Genomic DNA, 16,149 nt, shown 5'->3' on the forward strand with positions numbered 1-16,149 from the left:
ATATAATATGGCCGAAAGCTTGTTATCCGTATACGATCGGGCACATTTAGTTCGAGTATTTGTAAAGGGAGGCATGATTGCCCCCAACTATCTACTATCAGTTCTACGTGCAAGTGAACTGGCGAACAACGATTTCATCCATTTCGGATCTAGGGAAGATATATTGTTTCCGGTCGAACAGAGTAGACTGCCTATCGTAGAACAACATTTAACAATGCATCAAATAGATTTCGAATACGGAAAGCGGGATGCGTTTCAAAATATTGTCAGCAGTGCCATTGCGCTGGATATAACGGCTAATACCTCTTGGTTAAATCTGGAAAAATATCGTTTCATATTGGAAAGCTTCCATTTTGTGCCCCGGCTTAAAATTAATTTATCGGATCCTAAACAGGCTATGGTTCCCCTCTTTACAGGGCATTTAAATTTCGTCGCTTCTGAATATACGGATTATTGGTATTTATACCTACGCAGCGAACAAAATAGACACGAGCTCGAAAAATGGCCTACATTAATTCATTCGTCGGACCTTCCTAAACTTAGTAAATTTATTGAGAGCAAATGGCAGAAAAATCCGAAATTACTACTGCCCGATTTAATCGTAGGTTTGGCGGAGTATCTAAAACTGGATAGTATTGTAAGCAATGACGAACTGAAATTGCCGGACACATTTTTTCCCTATTATGAAGGGCTTAACAATGTTGACGAAACCAACCTATGGCTTGGCTTATATTGGCGTAACAATAGATTTGATATCGAATTTCTAAAAAAATCCTGCACATTATGTATTGAAAGTGGTATTCCGTTTATTTATATCAGTCCATGGAAATCTTTTGTGATTAAGGGAATAAAGTCTACGCACCAGTTAAAATGGGAAAAGTTAATGGGACAAATGGGGATTAATATGCGACATTCCAGTTTAGAGTTAAATTGGCACATTCCGGTACTAGATGAAGAAGCGTTACTATTAAAGAGATACCTAGTTCAAGAGCTTGACCAACAGGACATATGTACCCATGGTCTTACATTTACCATTGAAACGGCTGAAGACAAAAGATGGTTTACAAGTATTGTCATACAAAAAGACAATATATTAAGCAGCCATCATTTGGCAGCATATAATGTGTTATATGCTAAGGGCTTTAACCCCAACAGTACCATCTATTACAGTTACGCAAAATTAGTGGGTAAGGAAATTTTACCAGCCTTGCTTATTGAATTAAGTAAACTCTATTATAAACGGTTCAGAATATAAAGGACCTAGCTGCCCTTGATTATTCATCCTGTTATGCTTAATTAATGATATGTAACATTCTTAACCGGTTGTAAAAATTTGTGCTAAAAAAAATTATTTTTGATAGAGGCTTCCTGTGCTATAGGCAAAATAATAACAATCTCATAGGTTTTGTGGCCGCGGTCCGGCAAGCTGTTGAAATATTTTGCAGTTCACTTTCGGTTCAAATCCAACTTGTCGATGTAGCCAAATTGGAGAAAAGCTAACGGAAAACTAACTGAAAAAGAGTATACAGTGATGTTGAATTGCCTTGACGTGCAGCCATTTAAAAAATGTTTTTTGCATGAAAGAATTACCGATATATTTAGATTATTGCGCAACGACACCCTGTGATCCAAGAGTTTTGGAAAGGATGCTGCCTTATTTTACTGACTATTTCGGCAATGCTGCTAGTAAAGACCACCATTACGGATGGATGGCAAAAGATGCGGTCGAATTAGCAAGAGAACAAGTAGCTGATCTAATTGGTTCAAAACCAAATCAAGTGATATTTACTTCCGGTGCTACGGAATCTGTTAATTTGGCATTAAAAGGACTGATGGAAGGAACTAACCGAAAGCGCAGCCATATCATAACAACAAAAGTCGAGCATGAGGCCGTGTTAGATTCGTGTAGGTACCTCGAGCAGCAAGGAAATACGATTACATATCTCGACGTTGATAAAGAGGGGGGGCTTTCGCTTGAAGCATTGGAACACGCCATTACGCCCGAAACGCTTGCCATTTCAATTATGTACGCAAACAATGAAACAGGCGTGGTTAATCCGGTAAAAGAAATAGGCGCTATTGCACGGAAACATCAAGTTAAGTTCGTATGTGACGCTACACAAGCCGTAGGGAAAATCCCCGTTGATGTTCAAGCGGATGAAATCGATCTGTTATGTTTTTCGGCACACAAAATATATGGACCTAAAGGAGTAGGAGCACTTTTCATTAACGAGAAATCACAAAAGCCACTTGTTTTTAAGCAACAGCACGGAGGATCTCAGGAACGGGGTCATCGCGGTGGCACATTGAATATACCAGGCATCGTTGGCTTTGGTCAGGCTGCAGCTATATGTAAAGAGGAGATGAATGACGAGGGAGCTCGCCTACAATCGCTTCGAAATCGTTTTGAGGAATCACTCCTGGAAAAGGTAGCAGGCTCCACTGTCAATGGAAGAATAAACAGGTTACCTCATATAAGCAATATACGGTTCCCCGGGGTGGATGCAGAAAGATTATTACTGAAAGTTTCCAAATATTTAGCTCTAAGTCGTGGCAGCGCCTGTTCGGGGCTAATGCAGAAAGAATCGCATGTGTTAAAGGCGATGGGTTTAAGTAGGGAAGAAGCCGGCCAAGCGATTCGCATAAGTTTGGGTAGGTTTACAAAAATGGAAGACGTGGTATATGCTATTAACGTATTAACCGATGCTGTAGAAGAAGCATTATCGGGAAATGGATTAAGCGTATTAAAACCGCTAACTTTATAAATTTCATGAAAGAAATAAGGCAAATCTTAAGAGCATATGATATAGCTTGTCAAAAGGGACAGCGTGTAGCCTTGGCGACGGTTGTACACGTCGACGGATCCTCTTACAGAGGGCCGGGTGCGAGGATGCTGGTGAGTGAAGATGGCACCCTTACCGGCGCCATTAGTGGCGGTTGCTTAGAAGGAGACGCTCTACGAAAGGCGCTTATGGCTATTGCGGAACAAAGACCGCTATTGGCAACCTATGATACGAGCGACGACGAGGATGCTATTTTTGGCATGGGGCTAGGCTGTAATGGTATTATCCGCATATTGATTGAACCTATCAATACAAATGATGATGCGAACCCAATTGAACTTCTGAGAAAAGCCGCAGACACGCGAGAACCAAGCGTGATCGTTACTTTTTTCTCCTTAGACGACAAATGGAATCCCTTACAAGGAACCTATTTGCTGATGAAAAACAATAAGATGGTTGTTAAGTCCGGCGCACTACCCCTATCAATTGATATTTTCTTACATGATATCAATAAAACACTTGAACATAAGCATACGTATCTTGTAAAATACAACATTTCGACGACGTCTTCAAACCACAAAGAACTCACGGCAATTTTTGAATATTTAGCTCCCGATATTTCCTTAGTGATCGCGGGGGCGGGAAATGATGTTTTTCCGTTAATAGACATGGCTGAAGTGTTAGGTTGGCAGATTACATTAATCGACGGCCGACCGGCTTATGCAACAGCATCACGTTTTCCATCCTGTCATCTAATTGTTGCTGATGCCGATAAGGCATTGCATGAGGTTTTATTAGATGACAGGACAGCTGTCGTCTTAATGACTCATAACTATCAATATGACAAAAGCTTGCTAAACTCCTTACTATCAGAAAACAGAGTACCCTATATCGGCATGCTGGGTCCAAAAAAGAAAAAGCACAGCATGTTAACGGAATTACGTGAAGCCGGTGCCCATTGGCAAGAAGAGGCTTTAATTCATTTGTATAGCCCCATGGGGTTGAATATAGGCGCAGAAACACCGGAGGAGATAGCGCTGTCTGTAATTGCCGAAATAAAAGCTATTTTTGCTAGGAGAGATGGCGGGTCTTTACGGGATTATCCCGGAAAAATCCATAACCGAAACGATGAGATTGTCATATCGGATAACAAGCAATTTATAGGATAGTAATCAAAGGTGAAAAATATACAGAATGGAATTATTTTATTAGCGGCCGGTTCCTCTCAACGCATTGGTAGGCCGAAACAACTGCTATCTTATCGCGGGAGTACTTTGGTTCGCCGGAGTGTTCAGATTGCTGAAGCAACGAATCCTGCTGCATTAGTCGTCGTGTTGGGTGCAGCTGCAGATCTCGTAAAAGACGAAATACGAGGACAAAAGATTAACCTTGTTTATAATCCCGATTTTAAAAATGGAATTGCCTCCTCCATCCGGTGTGGAGTTGATTATCTCTTAAAACATTATGCGGCAATCGAGAACATAATTATTATGGTATGTGATCAGCCTTATGTAAGCAAGAAACATATAAACAGACTGATGGAAGAGCAGCGAAAAACAGATGCAAAAATAGTTGCGAGCTCATACGCGGATCAACTGGGCGTGCCTGCTCTGTTCAATAAAACATTGTTCAACGAGCTGACTCTCTTAACAGGAGATATAGGAGCAAAAAAACTCATCCAAAAACACAGAGCAGAAGCAATAGCCATTCCGCTGTCGTACGGTGAAATAGATGTGGATACAGAAGAGGCTTACACACGTCTAATTGCCTCAACGATTGAAAAAAAGCAATTAAAACAGCGAAAAAATGATAGTTGATAGATACAATAGGGTACATGATTATTTGCGGATATCGTTAACTGATAGATGCAACCTGCGCTGCTTTTACTGTATGCCCGAAGAGAGTTACGACTTTACGCCGATGAAACATTTAATGTCCGCAACCGAGTTAGAAATCATAGCTGGTCATTTTGTCCGATTAGGTGTAAATAAAATTCGACTTACGGGAGGAGAGCCGATGGTTAGAAGTGATTTTGGCGACATCATTTTGCGACTGGCGAAGCTGCCTGTAAGCTTGCATATTACAACCAATGCCATTCTATTAGATCGTTATTTTGATGTTTTACGAAAGGCGCGTATTGGCACACTTAATATTAGCTTGGACACCCTATCAGCCGAAAAGTTCAAAAGGTTAACCCGAAGAGATAAATTCGATTTAACTATGCGAAATATTCATATGGCGCTACAACAAGGTTTTCAGGTCAAAATCAATATGGTGGTGATGAGGGATTTTAATGAAGATGAAATATTGGATTTTGTGGCATGGACAAAAGAGGAAAGTTTGGATGTACGATTTATTGAATTTATGCCTTTTGAAGGTAATAAATGGACAAGCAATCAAGTATTCAGCCTCAAAGAAATCGTAAGTCTCGTTGAATCAAAACACAAAATTCAAGTGATTGAAGGATCATTACACGACACGGCCAAACATTATAAAATCAGTGGGCATAAGGGGCGGTTTTCAGTTATTAGTACAATGAGTGCGCCGTTTTGTGAAGGGTGTAATCGCTTACGATTAACCGCCGATGGAAAAATGAAGAATTGTTTATTCTCAAAAAATGAGAGTGATTTATTGAGCGCCCTGAGAGATGGTTTACCGCTCGAACCGTTAATTTTACAAAACATATCAACAAAAGCAGAAAAATTAGGCGGACAATTTAGCGTAGATTTCAGCAAGCTTAAGCAGGAGAGCCTCAAAAATAGAAGCATGATTAGTATCGGAGGCTAATAGACAAATAAATACAGATATATGGATCGATTGATTAGCGTTGAGGAAGCAAAAAACATAATTAATGAGCAGCAAATTAAGAAGAAAATTCTTCGTGTGCCTGTTCAAGACGCCTTGGGAAAAGTCTTGGCAACTGATTTATATGCTCCGATTGATATTCCTGCATTTCATCAATCTTCGATGGATGGCTACGCTTTTTCCTTTAAGTATTGGAAACAAGAACAATCACTTTCTGTAACCCATGAGATTCCTGCAGGAAGTAAGGGGCCGCTTCGGGTACCGGAAACCAATGCGGCACGTATTTTTACCGGTGCTGCACTTCCTTTAGGCGTAGATACGGTTGTCAAGCAAGAATTAATTGAACTAAAAGATAATCAGATTGTAATCAAAGATCCGTCTATTTCCTTAGGCGATAACGTGAGATTAAAAGGCTCGGAAATCAAAGAGGGAGAGCAAGCTGTGGCCGCCGGTACCGTGCTTGGCCCGGCTACCATTGGCTTTTTATGTGGAATTGGTCTGTCCGAGGTTGATATATTCGCGTCACCTTCCGTCGCTGTTATTGTTACAGGCGATGAACTTAAACAGCCGGGTACGCCCCTTGCTCATGGTGAAGTATATGAGGCATCTTCTGCTATGTTATCAGCTGCCTTGCTGCAAATGGGAATAAACAGAGTTAAAACATATTATGTGAAAGATAACTTAGATGACACAATTATCCAGCTACAAAACGCATTGGCATTTGCAGACGTGATAATTCTTACAGGTGGTGTAAGCGTTGGAGATTACGATTTTGTGGTAAGGGCAGCTGAAGCATGTGAAGTAGAAAAGCTTTTTCATAAGATTAAACAGCGCCCCGGAAAGCCGTTATTTTTCGGAAGGAAGTCAGAACAAATGGTCTTTGGACTGCCCGGAAATCCCTCATCTGTTTTAACCTGTTTTTACGAGTACGTTTGGCCGGCACTACGCTCCTTTGGAGGACACGAAAAGCAATTGAAGACATTAAAGGTACCCTTACGAATATCGTATACAAAAAATAATCAATTAATACACTTCTTGAAAGGATATTACGATAATGATAAAGTCACCATACTCCATGCGCAGGAATCTTATAGGCTACGCTCGTTCGCTATGGCCAATTGCCTTGTTGTACTGAATGAGGAAATGAAAACCTATTTAGAAGAGGAGTTGGTTGAAATACATTTAATTCCCACTTATGGATAATTTATTGGTATTTTACATAGTACTGTTTGCAGTTGCTTTTTTATATTCTTCCGTCGGACACGGCGGAGCTAGTGGCTACCTTGCCCTTATGGCTTTGTTCGGGATTACGCCTGCCGTAATGAAACCAACCGCCCTCATGCTTAATCTCTTCGTAGCACTTACTTCATTCACATATTATTATAAGGGAAAATATTTTAATAGTAGATTATTCTGGCCGCTCGCATTAGCTTCTATACCAATGGCTTTCGTGGGAGGAAGTATGGTGGTTCATGCCGATCTTTATAAAAAGCTATTAGGTATATTTCTACTCATCCCGATCATTCGTTTTTTATTTTTTAAAGATATAGAAGTAGATGAAACAAAAAAGCCGGCTATAGGTTGGTTGCTCTTGATTGGAGGAAGTATAGGTTTCTTGTCGGGATTGCTGGGAATAGGAGGTGGGGTCATACTCTCACCCATCTTATTATTGCTAGCCTGGACAAATCAAAAACAAACGGCGGCCATCAGTGCCTTATTTATTTTTGTAAATTCGTTATCAGGTTTGTTCGGTCAAATAACAAAGGGTATAACGTTTAGCCCGGATATGGTCAGTTATGTGCTTGTTGCCTTTACAGGAGGATTATTTGGCTCCTATTTTGGTGCCTTGCGTTTTCAACAATCAGCAATCAAGTTATTACTGGCCTTAGTTCTGATGGTCGCGTCCTTCAAATTATTTTTACCTAATTTGATATAAAATGTCTATTTCAATATTATTCTTTGGTCAATTAACCGATATTACAGGTTGTTCGCAATTGAAAATGGATCATGTCGAAGACACAGATCAACTGAACGCCGTTTTAACGGACCAATATCCTTTGCTTGCACAGACCAAGTATGTAATTGCAATCAACAAGAAAATCATTAGAACGAAAGTAGCACTATCCCACGAAGTAGAAGTAGCTTTACTTCCACCGTTCTCGGGAGGATAAAAAGGTGAGAAAATGGAAAAAGACATAATCGAGCGTTATCACCGACAAATTATTTTAAACGAGTTTGGCGTTGCAGGACAGAAGAAACTTTTGCAATCGTCAGTACTTATGATCGGAGCTGGCGGACTGGGATGTCCTGCTTTACTTTATTTAACTGCCGCAGGTCTTGGGAGAATCGGTATCGTAGACGATGGATTAATTGAGTTGAGTAACCTCCATAGGCAAATATTATACGGAACGCAAGATATTGGGAAGAAGAAAGTTGATTGCGCTAAAAGTGTGCTTCTACAGGTAAACCCGGGAGTTGAGATTGATTTATTCGACGAAAGGATCACCTCTGTGAATGCGCTGGATATTATAGCAGATTATGACATTGTAATTGACGGTACCGATAACTTTGAAACTCGCTATATGATCAATGACGCCTGCGCTATTCTGGAAAAACCACTGATTTACGGAGCTGTATCTAAATACGAGGGTCAAGTCGCTATTTTTGCAAATGGTATACATTACCGTGATATCTTCCCCTCTCCTCCGCGAAATGGGGAGATTATGAACTGTAGTGAAGCTGGCGTTTTAAACATATTACCCGGCATTATCGGCAATTTTCAAGCAAATGAGTGTATTAAGCTGGTAACCGGGATCGGTGAGCCACTTATAGGAAAACTTTTAACCTATAACGCGCTAAATAACCAAAGTTATACGATAGAAATTGACAGCACTGAGTTGAGCAGTCAATTAAAACCAAAAAGCCAAGAAGATTTTCGAAAAATTGACTACGGATATTTGTGTTCTGCGCCAATTGCAAGCGTAGAAGAAATCAATTCCGATCAATTGGCTGCATTATACATGAACGACCAAGTAGATATTGTAGATGTGCGCGAGATTTCCGAGAAACCAAAAATCACTAAATACAATCATCTAAGAATCCCGTTGTCTACTTTAAAGGACCAGGTCAAATTGATTCAAAAAGATACTGTTGTGTTTGTCTGTCAGAGCGGAAAGCGCAGCTTATTTGCTGCCGAACAGTATAAAGAAATCGTAGAGGTGCAGCAGAAGAGAGTTTATAGTTTGAAAGGAGGGGTAAGCTCATTGGCATGTCCGGTTTAATCTCGTGATGTTACCTAATAAAAAAAGCTTATTGAAAAAAACAGAGAAGTAAAATGGTTGATATTACTTATAAATTTAACACATTACGACAAGCGATTGCTATCGCTACTGTACAAGTATCATCAGAAGAGACAATACATGCCATTCGTAATAAGGCCGTTCCGAAAGGAGACATTTTCGAATTTTCAAGGGCGTCCGGCCTATTAGCTATCAAGAAAACAGCTGATTTGGTTCCCGACTGCCATCCCGTTCCCATTGAATATGCACATATCAGTTTTGAAATAGTAGAGCTATCGATCGTTATTCGAGTGGAAGTACACACAATTTACAAAACAGGGGTTGAAGTGGAAGCCATGCATGGTGCGATGAACGTTGCTCTTACCATATATGATATGCTAAAACCGATTGATAAGGCAATAGAGATAAGAGGCGTCAGGCTAGAGAGTAAAAAAGGAGGAAAATCGAACCTTCGGGAAGCCGTACCGATACCGTTTAAATGCGCCGTTATAGTCTGCTCGGATAGCATTGCACAAGGTGTAAAAGAAGATCGTTCGGGGAAAATCATAGCAAGTAAGCTGAAAAAATATGATATTCAGATTAGCGAATACATCATTATCCCCGACGAGAAAGATATTATCCGGGAAAAGGCAAATTATTTTAAAGAAAATGGTTATCAACTGGTGCTCTATACCGGAGGTACGGGCCTTTCATCACGTGATGTAACCCCTGACGCCATACGGCCCTTATTAGATCAAGAGATCCCCGGAATTATGGAAGCCGCCCGCGCATATGGGCAACAGCGCACGCCTTTGTCAATGCTATCGCGAGGCATCGCAGGTTTTATCGGAGAAATGCTAATCATTACGTTGCCGGGCTCCACAAGAGGGGTTGAGGAAAGTATAGATGCGTTGTTCCCAGCTATTTTACACGTTTTTAAAATAAAAAAAGGATTTAACCATGGATAACCCAATCAATCCAATTGATCCGTCATGGGACGTTGTTTTTTGACATATAATTCGTCAACCAAAACAATAATAACCACTAACAACGGGGTGGCCAATATAATTCCCAAACCTCCCGTTAGCGTTCCGAACAATACTTGGCTGATTATTATGAGCGCGGGAGGAATCTTTATCATTACATTTTGGATCATTGGAGTAACAACGTTGCTTTCTATTGCTTGAATGACCACATAAAGCAGGGCGATTAATAGCGCGGTATTGGCACTTACGGTAAATCCGATCAAAACGGCAGGAATCATAGCGATTAAAGGCCCAAAATTTGGAATAAAATTCAGAAAACCGGCTAGAAAAGCCAAGGCGAGTCCCATAGGAACACCGATAAGGGACAATCCGATAAAGGATAACGAGGCGATGAAAAACATCGCAATTAGCATCCCCTTTAACCATCCTTTCAATGTGAAGTCCAGCCTTCGGATTACATCCCTTGCTTGCTTTTTATTTCCGGGGGGGATCAGTTTTATAATTCCTTCACGATATAGTTTAGGGTTAACCGTAAAGAAAATCCCGATAAAAAGAATGATATACATATCGCCCACCACTCCAAAACTCGTTCGAAACACATCCTGAAAAGATTTCATCATCTTTTCGCCATTTCCGTCAGACAGATAAAAAAGTAATTTCCTGCCTATGTCAGAACGGCCTAAACGTTCCCTTACATCCCTCAAAATTTCTGGTATATCCTGTGTCATTTCACCTACCTGCATAGAAATTTTCGCTCCAAGAAACCAAAACAGAACACCCACCAACGCAAGCGTTATAAAGATGCCTGTTAACAGGCACCATCCATGACTAAGTTTAATTTTTCTTTCTAAAAGGTTGGCCAGCCCATGAAAATATATTGCCATCAGTGAACCGGCAAAAACCATAAGCAAGACATTAAACGCAGCCTTTAAGATAAAAATAACAATAACCAGGAGAGAGATGATGCCAACAGTTATCCACAACTTTCTTGTATAATGCTTTAAATCATTTTTTTCGGTCTCCCGGGAGTTATTTTCCGACATTATCTTCTCTATTATTTCTTTTAAACTGCAGTATTTGCTAAACGATGATGGTTTATCAGTGCTTTGGTAATCGTTTTACCAATTTGTTCGATTGTCTGGCTAATAATGGCGTCAGGTGTTCCCGTAAACAATTCTCGACAGTTCATCACTTTCTTTCCAAGAACAATACTGTAAAACATGGTTCCAACAGGCTTTTCAGCACTTTCGCTACCTCCGGCACTTGGCAATCCGGTTACCGCCACTAACACGTCAGCATCTATTAAATTTTTCAGCCGAACGGCCATTTCTTGTGTTACCTCTTTTGATTCGGGGGAATACTGATCTACCAAGCTTTTAGGTACACCTAGGAGTTTTTCTTTAAGCTTCGCATCATAACAAACTATGCCACCTTTTAGGAAGCTCCCTGCCTCTGGCAGTTTCGCGAAGGTTGATGTCAAACTACCCCCGGTAGCGCTTTCAGCAAAGGCGATAGTTAAACGGTTGTCTTTAAGTAATTTAGCACATTGCTCAATGGCTACTGAATCTGTTTCTATCATAATTATATCATTACTATAGAAATAACCATCCTAATTTTATTTTGTTCTGTAGCTGTTAAAGATTACTTCGTTCTTTGGGGCAATAATCCCTGATGTTTATCTTGCGCACTATCAACTTGATCAGAAACGATAAATTGGCGTAACTCACCTTTCTCCCAAGCATTAGCCATCGGATCCACCGTTGGGAAAGGAATTTCACTTCGTTGTTTTTTTCTTTCTCTAGATGAAACGCCCAATCTGTGATCCCTATCTCGTAGTAGATCATTTTTTAATTGTCCATCGCGTGTAAATCCCATCATAAGCATGGGACTGCCTATGGGTAAGGTATGTTGCTGATCGGTATGCCATGTATGTATGGTCTTACCGTAAGTGGAAATTAATTTTTCCATGAGTTCCTTTTCCACTGCTTCCGGAATGCCAGGTGCAACCAGCGTACCTGATTTGACTTCGTAATGATGCGAGTGCCATAGTTTTTTTTCTTCCTTAGGCAAGGTATTAAACAGTTTTTCAGTGACTATATATTCAATACCCATTATTTTCGAGTCTTTCGAATTGCCATCAAAAATAATTGCTTGATAGAAATCTTCATTTAATTGGCTAACATAATGATGCGCTTCCATTTGAGCATTCATATTACCATTGTAAAAGTGAAAGCCGTTTAGATAGACGTTAAATGCACTTAAAGGAGCTTTATTCTGTAGTATATCAGCACCCGTGTTTAATGCTTTGTCTTTGATTGTTTTATCTTTTCCCTGCTCATTCACATATGTTTGCGTGTTATTTCCTCCACAAGCAAAAATAAAAACAACGGAAACGATGGGCACTAGTGTTCTCATAGAGTCGATATTAGTTAGTTTCATTATGTTCCAATTAAGATGCCATGTTTTTGAGGATACGCTTTCTAAGGAAGATATTAAGTAAACCATTTACTAAAGCAGTACCACTCCATTCCAATTGTTATCTAAGATGTAAGACACTCTATTATGTATTTTAGTACACTATTAAAATGAAGCCAAAAAAAAATCAATGTTAATATGTTTGAAGAATATAGTTGAAAATGCCGTTTTGAACACCTTATCCATTTATTTTTAAGAATGTATTTTTTTTAGGCAATTAGGTAGAGATATTGTATAGGAATGTTAAGTAATTTAAACAATAAACGATTTACTTCAGCATTATGAACAACATACAAGAATTGAGCAACGAAAACTCTACACTATCTATTTTTTTCCATACTATGATCAGCGAAATATATTGGTCGGAAAAACATCTCGGAAATGTGCTACACACCATGAAAAGCACGGCAACGACCGATGAACTTAAGAAGGCTTTCGATATGCATATGAGCGAGACGCATGAACAATTGAGACGAATAGAGCAAATATTTGATCAGTTAGGAAAACCAATCAATGAAAGAAGCAGTCTCGGTATGCAGGGATTATTTGATGAAGGCTGGCGAGTTATTGACGAAACAGAGGAAGGATCTTTCCAGCGAGATGTAGCCTTGGTAATTGCAGCGCAAAAGGTTGAGCACTATGAAATTGCCTGCTATGGCAGTCTTATCAATCTGGCAACATTACTCGGATACAATTCGATAGTAGGGTTGCTTAAACAAAGTTTAGAAGAAGAAAAAGCGACAGACGCTAAATTGACTAAACTGGCGGAAGAACAGCTGAATAAAGCCGCTAAGCGTGAATTGTCAGATGAGCCAACACCGATAAGTGTAAGCGGCCGAAAGAAATCGTCAAAAGCACCGCTGAAAGAAGAACGGGAGACTAATGTTGCAAAACAGGGAGCTAAAGGGACTAAATCACCTACGGGGACAAGCAAAGGGAGTAAAGCTAATAAAACTGATAAAATGGACGGGGAATCAAAGATTAAGAAATAAACAAAGGTTGAGTTATGGAATTTACAATAAAAGAACCTGTTACCGACACTGTGGTACGTTTGAGTGCTGAACCTGAGGACTATAACGGACAACAGGGCTGGCGGATTCTTTATCCGGATAAAGAATCGTTTGTGATTGTAAAGGAGGGTGAGGATTGGAAAGTTGTCGATGAAGAGGATTTTAATCCGGAAATATTGTCGGTAATCGTTAATGGTCTTCGAGAAAGGGCGAACAATCCAAATAGTGATGTTGTATTCTGATAGAATTAGCTCCATCTTATAATAAACGAAGGCTGGTTTTTAAATATACCAGGGAACTCAATAGTAAGCAAAAGCAATTATGTAAGAATGAAAGATATAATTTTTATTCATGGCATGTTCTTAACTGCCAAAAGTTGGAAACCGTGGGAAAAATTCTTCGGAGCGCGTGGTTATAATTGCCGTTCGCTTTTTTGGCCTTTACATGAGGACGAACCTGCTATTCTTAGGAGCAATCCACCTGCTAATCTTGGCGATCTACATTTAGACGAGGTGGTAGCGAGTATGACGCATGAAATTTTGAAGCATGACAAGCCAGTCGTTATCGGTCATTCAGTTGGCGGTTTAATAGCCCAGTTACTTGCCAATAAAGACTTAGTTAGCCTTGCTGTAACCATTAGTTCCGTTGCACCGAATGCTATGCTTGAATTCGATTGGAACTTTATTAAAAACAGTGCGCTGATAACAAATCCGCTAAAGGGCAATAAGCCTTTTGTGATGGACGAAACTTCTTTCCATCAATTTTTTGCCAACACATTAGATAAAAGCACTTCCGACATAGCTTGGGAGGACTACGCTGTTTATGATAGTCGTAATATTTTACGCGATTGTATGGGACCGGTAGGCCAAGTCGATTTAAATAAACCACATATCCCATTACTTTTTATAATAGGGGAAGAAGACAAAATTATCCCCGTGGCTTTAGCGCAAAAAAATGCAAGGGCTTATACAGATAGTGAGAGCATTGTCAATTTTAAATCTTTTCCCCAACGAAGCCATTTCATCTGTGGAGAACCAGGATGGGAAGAGGTGGCGGATTATGTATATACCTGGATTAAAGGCCAGCAAACCGAACCCTCTGTAAAATTAATATAGCATAGCTTATAGCTATCATTCTCAACCTACGGTACTGCGGCACCCTTAAACAGTTCTTGTGATGTGGCGCGACTATCTGATGCTTGAGACCACTAGAGAAGAAAGGGATATGAAAAGAAGATATAGGAAAAATTTCAGTGATAAAGTCATCGTCATAACCGGCGCGTCTAGTGGATCAGGTAAAGCAATGGCAGAACAGTTCGCTCTAGCAGGAGCAACCTTGGTATTAGCGGCTAGAAACATAGAAGCACTAGAAGAGCTGGCATCCGATTGCCGATCTCTTGGAGCTGAGGTTCTCGTCCAGCAAACCGATGTCTCCAAGCCTTTAGAAGTTATTCGCTTGGCTGATATGGCAGCCTCTTTTAAAAAAAGAATTGATATATGGATTAACAATGCCGGTGTTCTGGCGGTAGGTAATTTCGAAGATATGCCTATAGAAGTACATGATCAACTTATTCAGACTAACCTAATGGGTTATTTACATGGTGCGTATACAGTAATACCCTATTTTAAGAAGCAGGGCAGAGGAACGCTCATTAATAATATCTCGGTTGGCGGCTTTTTACCAGTACCTTATGGCGTAAGTTATTCCGCCAGTAAGTTTGGTATTAGAGGCTTCTCAGATGCATTAAAGGCGGAATTAAGGAAATGGCCTCATATTCATATTTGCGATGTATATCCTGCTTTTCTTGATACACCGGGTATGTCGCATGCGGCCAACTATACCGGAAAAGTGATTCAACCGATGCCTCCTGTACATGACCCTGTCAGATTTGCAAAAAGTATATTGAAATTAGCTGATAATCCTGCAAGCTTTAACTGGGTTCATCTGTCTGCCGCCGCGCTTTCTCTTGCTTACCGGCTTTTCCCAAAGCTAACTTCGTACTTTTCTTATAGGATAATTTCATCATACCTGAAACGCGCAGATTTATCGGTGAAAACTGATGGTAATGTTTTTCTTCCGCTCGCCTATAATGTAGGTATAATAGGTGGGTGGCGATACGCTACGAAAGAGAAGATCAGACCTACTTTAGCGAAAGGTGCCTTAGGAATCCTCGGATTAACGGCTCTGTTGTTAGTAGCACCGCTATTATCTAGGAAGGTAAAAGGAATTGCAAGAAAACGTCAACTGTCTGAATAATTCATCTCTATTAGCTGCTTTTATTTTCTTGAACTGTCCCTTTGAGCAGCACTATCGGTGTTCATTGGATACATTTTTTCACTTAAAGTTGAATCTGAAGGCTGCTGCTTTTCAATCGTGTCCGGATCGAACTGTTCTTCTACATCATCAGGTGATTGACTGTCACAGCCACAACCATTTATAAAAAAGACAACGAAGAAAATAAAAAAGAGCAATTTGGAGCTTTTCATAGTGTTTTTTTAATAGATAGATCAATTTTTATTCCATTTGACTTAAATATACGCTTTCGATGATAGTCTTTTGATTGCAGCCGGTATTTATCCCAAATTTCTATTTTTAGCGAGTCGGTCCAACAACATTTATATTTGGCGAGGCAGTCTTTTCATTTGGACCGATTTTTTCGGTGTACTAAAATTTGTATACCGCTGTAACTCTTTTTAACATAGATAAATTCATATCCTGAAAATCTGTGCATTTTTTAAGCAGTCAATATTAGGCATGAGCAAAATTGGTCGATGGCAGGAATATTGTACCCGATGGTATACGACTCACATAT

18 protein-coding genes are annotated in these 16,149 nt (G+C 39.9%); 14 read left to right on the forward strand and 4 right to left on the reverse strand.

The genetic code is table 11. From position 1 onward, the window contains the following. The first annotated feature begins 7 nt into the window (after nt 1-7). The 10 genes from E0E36_RS10805 to moaCB all read left to right on the forward strand — a co-directional run bounded on the left by E0E36_RS10805 (nt 8) and on the right by moaCB (nt 9,834). Nucleotides 8-1,255, forward strand: coding sequence for a rubredoxin domain-containing protein (locus E0E36_RS10805; protein ID WP_130855942.1), 1,248 nt, complete (start codon nt 8-10; stop codon nt 1,253-1,255). A gap of 322 nt (nt 1,256-1,577) precedes the next feature. Continuing rightward, nucleotides 1,578-2,765 (forward strand): cysteine desulfurase family protein, encoded by a 1,188-nt coding sequence (locus E0E36_RS10810; protein WP_130855943.1) that lies wholly within the window; start codon nt 1,578-1,580, stop codon nt 2,763-2,765. A gap of 5 nt (nt 2,766-2,770) precedes the next feature. After that, nucleotides 2,771-3,952 carry an XdhC family protein gene (locus tag E0E36_RS10815; RefSeq protein ID WP_130855944.1) on the forward strand — a complete coding sequence of 394 codons (1,182 nt, stop codon included), beginning with the start codon at nt 2,771-2,773 and terminating at the stop codon, nt 3,950-3,952. Between the two features lie 9 nt (nt 3,953-3,961). Further along, on the forward strand, nt 3,962-4,600 hold the full coding sequence (locus tag E0E36_RS10820) for a nucleotidyltransferase family protein (protein WP_130855945.1): 639 nt from the start codon (nt 3,962-3,964) through the stop codon (nt 4,598-4,600). Beyond that, nucleotides 4,590-5,570: a GTP 3',8-cyclase MoaA gene (gene moaA, locus E0E36_RS10825; protein ID WP_130855946.1), complete on the forward strand. Its 981-nt coding sequence runs from the start codon at nt 4,590-4,592 to the stop codon at nt 5,568-5,570. Before E0E36_RS10820 ends, moaA begins: the two co-directional genes overlap by 11 nt. A gap of 21 nt (nt 5,571-5,591) precedes the next feature. Beyond that, complete coding sequence (locus E0E36_RS10830; protein WP_130855947.1) at nt 5,592-6,791, forward strand: molybdopterin molybdotransferase MoeA; 1,200 nt, start codon at nt 5,592-5,594, stop codon at nt 6,789-6,791. Next, nucleotides 6,784-7,524: a sulfite exporter TauE/SafE family protein gene (locus E0E36_RS10835; RefSeq protein WP_013666989.1), complete on the forward strand. Its 741-nt coding sequence runs from the start codon at nt 6,784-6,786 to the stop codon at nt 7,522-7,524. Before E0E36_RS10830 ends, E0E36_RS10835 begins: the two co-directional genes overlap by 8 nt. Before the next feature lies 1 nt (nt 7,525). After that, entirely contained in the window at nt 7,526-7,759 is a 234-nt protein-coding gene (locus E0E36_RS10840) for a MoaD/ThiS family protein (RefSeq protein WP_130855948.1), read from the forward strand. Between the two features lie 12 nt (nt 7,760-7,771). Then, a complete protein-coding gene (locus tag E0E36_RS10845) occupies nt 7,772-8,869 on the forward strand; it encodes a HesA/MoeB/ThiF family protein (protein WP_130855949.1) in 1,098 nt (365 codons plus the stop codon). 53 nt (nt 8,870-8,922) lie between these two features. Beyond that, a complete protein-coding gene (moaCB, locus tag E0E36_RS10850) occupies nt 8,923-9,834 on the forward strand; it encodes a bifunctional molybdenum cofactor biosynthesis protein MoaC/MoaB (protein ID WP_130855950.1) in 912 nt (303 codons plus the stop codon). Nucleotides 9,835-9,839: 5 nt separating this feature from the next. Here the strand turns inward: moaCB and E0E36_RS10855 are convergent, their stop codons facing one another. The 3 genes from E0E36_RS10855 to E0E36_RS10865 all read right to left on the reverse strand — a co-directional run bounded on the left by E0E36_RS10855 (nt 9,840) and on the right by E0E36_RS10865 (nt 12,267). Next, entirely contained in the window at nt 9,840-10,895 is a 1,056-nt protein-coding gene (locus E0E36_RS10855; protein ID WP_013666985.1) for an AI-2E family transporter, read from the reverse strand. A 20-nt stretch (nt 10,896-10,915) separates the two neighbouring features. Next, a complete protein-coding gene (locus E0E36_RS10860; RefSeq protein WP_013666984.1) occupies nt 10,916-11,431 on the reverse strand; it encodes a CinA family protein in 516 nt (171 codons plus the stop codon). 62 nt (nt 11,432-11,493) lie between these two features. Beyond that, on the reverse strand, nt 11,494-12,267 hold the full coding sequence (locus tag E0E36_RS10865; protein WP_242627183.1) for an OBAP family protein: 774 nt from the start codon (nt 12,265-12,267) through the stop codon (nt 11,494-11,496). Nucleotides 12,268-12,608: 341 nt separating this feature from the next. On the opposite strand from E0E36_RS10865, the gene E0E36_RS10870 reads away from it, so the two are divergent. The 4 genes from E0E36_RS10870 (at nt 12,609) to E0E36_RS10885 (ending at nt 15,593) form a co-directional block, all read left to right on the forward strand. Next, nucleotides 12,609-13,319, forward strand: a complete 711-nt coding sequence (locus E0E36_RS10870) for a YciE/YciF ferroxidase family protein (protein ID WP_130855952.1) — start codon at nt 12,609-12,611, stop codon at nt 13,317-13,319. A 14-nt stretch (nt 13,320-13,333) separates the two neighbouring features. Beyond that, nucleotides 13,334-13,579 (forward strand): hypothetical protein, encoded by a 246-nt coding sequence (locus tag E0E36_RS10875; protein WP_013666981.1) that lies wholly within the window; start codon nt 13,334-13,336, stop codon nt 13,577-13,579. 87 nt (nt 13,580-13,666) lie between these two features. Next, nucleotides 13,667-14,452 carry an alpha/beta hydrolase gene (locus E0E36_RS10880; RefSeq protein ID WP_130855953.1) on the forward strand — a complete coding sequence of 262 codons (786 nt, stop codon included), beginning with the start codon at nt 13,667-13,669 and terminating at the stop codon, nt 14,450-14,452. Nucleotides 14,453-14,513: 61 nt separating this feature from the next. After that, entirely contained in the window at nt 14,514-15,593 is a 1,080-nt protein-coding gene (locus E0E36_RS10885) for an SDR family oxidoreductase (RefSeq protein ID WP_130855954.1), read from the forward strand. 20 nt (nt 15,594-15,613) lie between these two features. On the opposite strand, the gene E0E36_RS10890 is transcribed toward E0E36_RS10885, so the two are convergent. Next, nucleotides 15,614-15,823, reverse strand: coding sequence for a hypothetical protein (locus tag E0E36_RS10890; protein ID WP_130855955.1), 210 nt, complete (start codon nt 15,821-15,823; stop codon nt 15,614-15,616). Between the last annotated feature and the right edge of the window lie 326 nt (nt 15,824-16,149).

This window comes from Olivibacter jilunii, assembly GCF_900607235.1.
Lineage (GTDB): Bacteria > Bacteroidota > Bacteroidia > Sphingobacteriales > Sphingobacteriaceae > Olivibacter > Olivibacter oleidegradans.

Bases quoted from the DNA above. Each gene is read 5' to 3' on its own strand.
- E0E36_RS10805 (WP_130855942.1), top strand. From the start codon at position 8: ATGGCCGAAAGCTTGTTATCCGTATACGATCGGGCACATTTAGTTCGA.
- E0E36_RS10810 (WP_130855943.1), top strand. From the start codon at position 1,578: ATGAAAGAATTACCGATATATTTAGATTATTGCGCAACGACACCCTGT.
- E0E36_RS10815 (WP_130855944.1), top strand. From the start codon at position 2,771: ATGAAAGAAATAAGGCAAATCTTAAGAGCATATGATATAGCTTGTCAA.
- moaA (WP_130855946.1), top strand. From the start codon at position 4,590: ATGATAGTTGATAGATACAATAGGGTACATGATTATTTGCGGATATCG.
- E0E36_RS10830 (WP_130855947.1), top strand. From the start codon at position 5,592: ATGGATCGATTGATTAGCGTTGAGGAAGCAAAAAACATAATTAATGAG.
- E0E36_RS10835 (WP_013666989.1), top strand. From the start codon at position 6,784: ATGGATAATTTATTGGTATTTTACATAGTACTGTTTGCAGTTGCTTTT.
- E0E36_RS10840 (WP_130855948.1), top strand. From the start codon at position 7,526: ATGTCTATTTCAATATTATTCTTTGGTCAATTAACCGATATTACAGGT.
- E0E36_RS10845 (WP_130855949.1), top strand. From the start codon at position 7,772: ATGGAAAAAGACATAATCGAGCGTTATCACCGACAAATTATTTTAAAC.
- moaCB (WP_130855950.1), top strand. From the start codon at position 8,923: ATGGTTGATATTACTTATAAATTTAACACATTACGACAAGCGATTGCT.
- E0E36_RS10855 (WP_013666985.1), bottom strand. From the start codon at position 10,895: ATGTCGGAAAATAACTCCCGGGAGACCGAAAAAAATGATTTAAAGCAT.
- E0E36_RS10860 (WP_013666984.1), bottom strand. From the start codon at position 11,431: ATGATAGAAACAGATTCAGTAGCCATTGAGCAATGTGCTAAATTACTT.
- E0E36_RS10865 (WP_242627183.1), bottom strand. From the start codon at position 12,267: ATGAGAACACTAGTGCCCATCGTTTCCGTTGTTTTTATTTTTGCTTGT.
- E0E36_RS10870 (WP_130855952.1), top strand. From the start codon at position 12,609: ATGAACAACATACAAGAATTGAGCAACGAAAACTCTACACTATCTATT.
- E0E36_RS10875 (WP_013666981.1), top strand. From the start codon at position 13,334: ATGGAATTTACAATAAAAGAACCTGTTACCGACACTGTGGTACGTTTG.
- E0E36_RS10880 (WP_130855953.1), top strand. From the start codon at position 13,667: ATGAAAGATATAATTTTTATTCATGGCATGTTCTTAACTGCCAAAAGT.
- E0E36_RS10885 (WP_130855954.1), top strand. From the start codon at position 14,514: ATGTGGCGCGACTATCTGATGCTTGAGACCACTAGAGAAGAAAGGGAT.
- E0E36_RS10890 (WP_130855955.1), bottom strand. From the start codon at position 15,823: ATGAAAAGCTCCAAATTGCTCTTTTTTATTTTCTTCGTTGTCTTTTTT.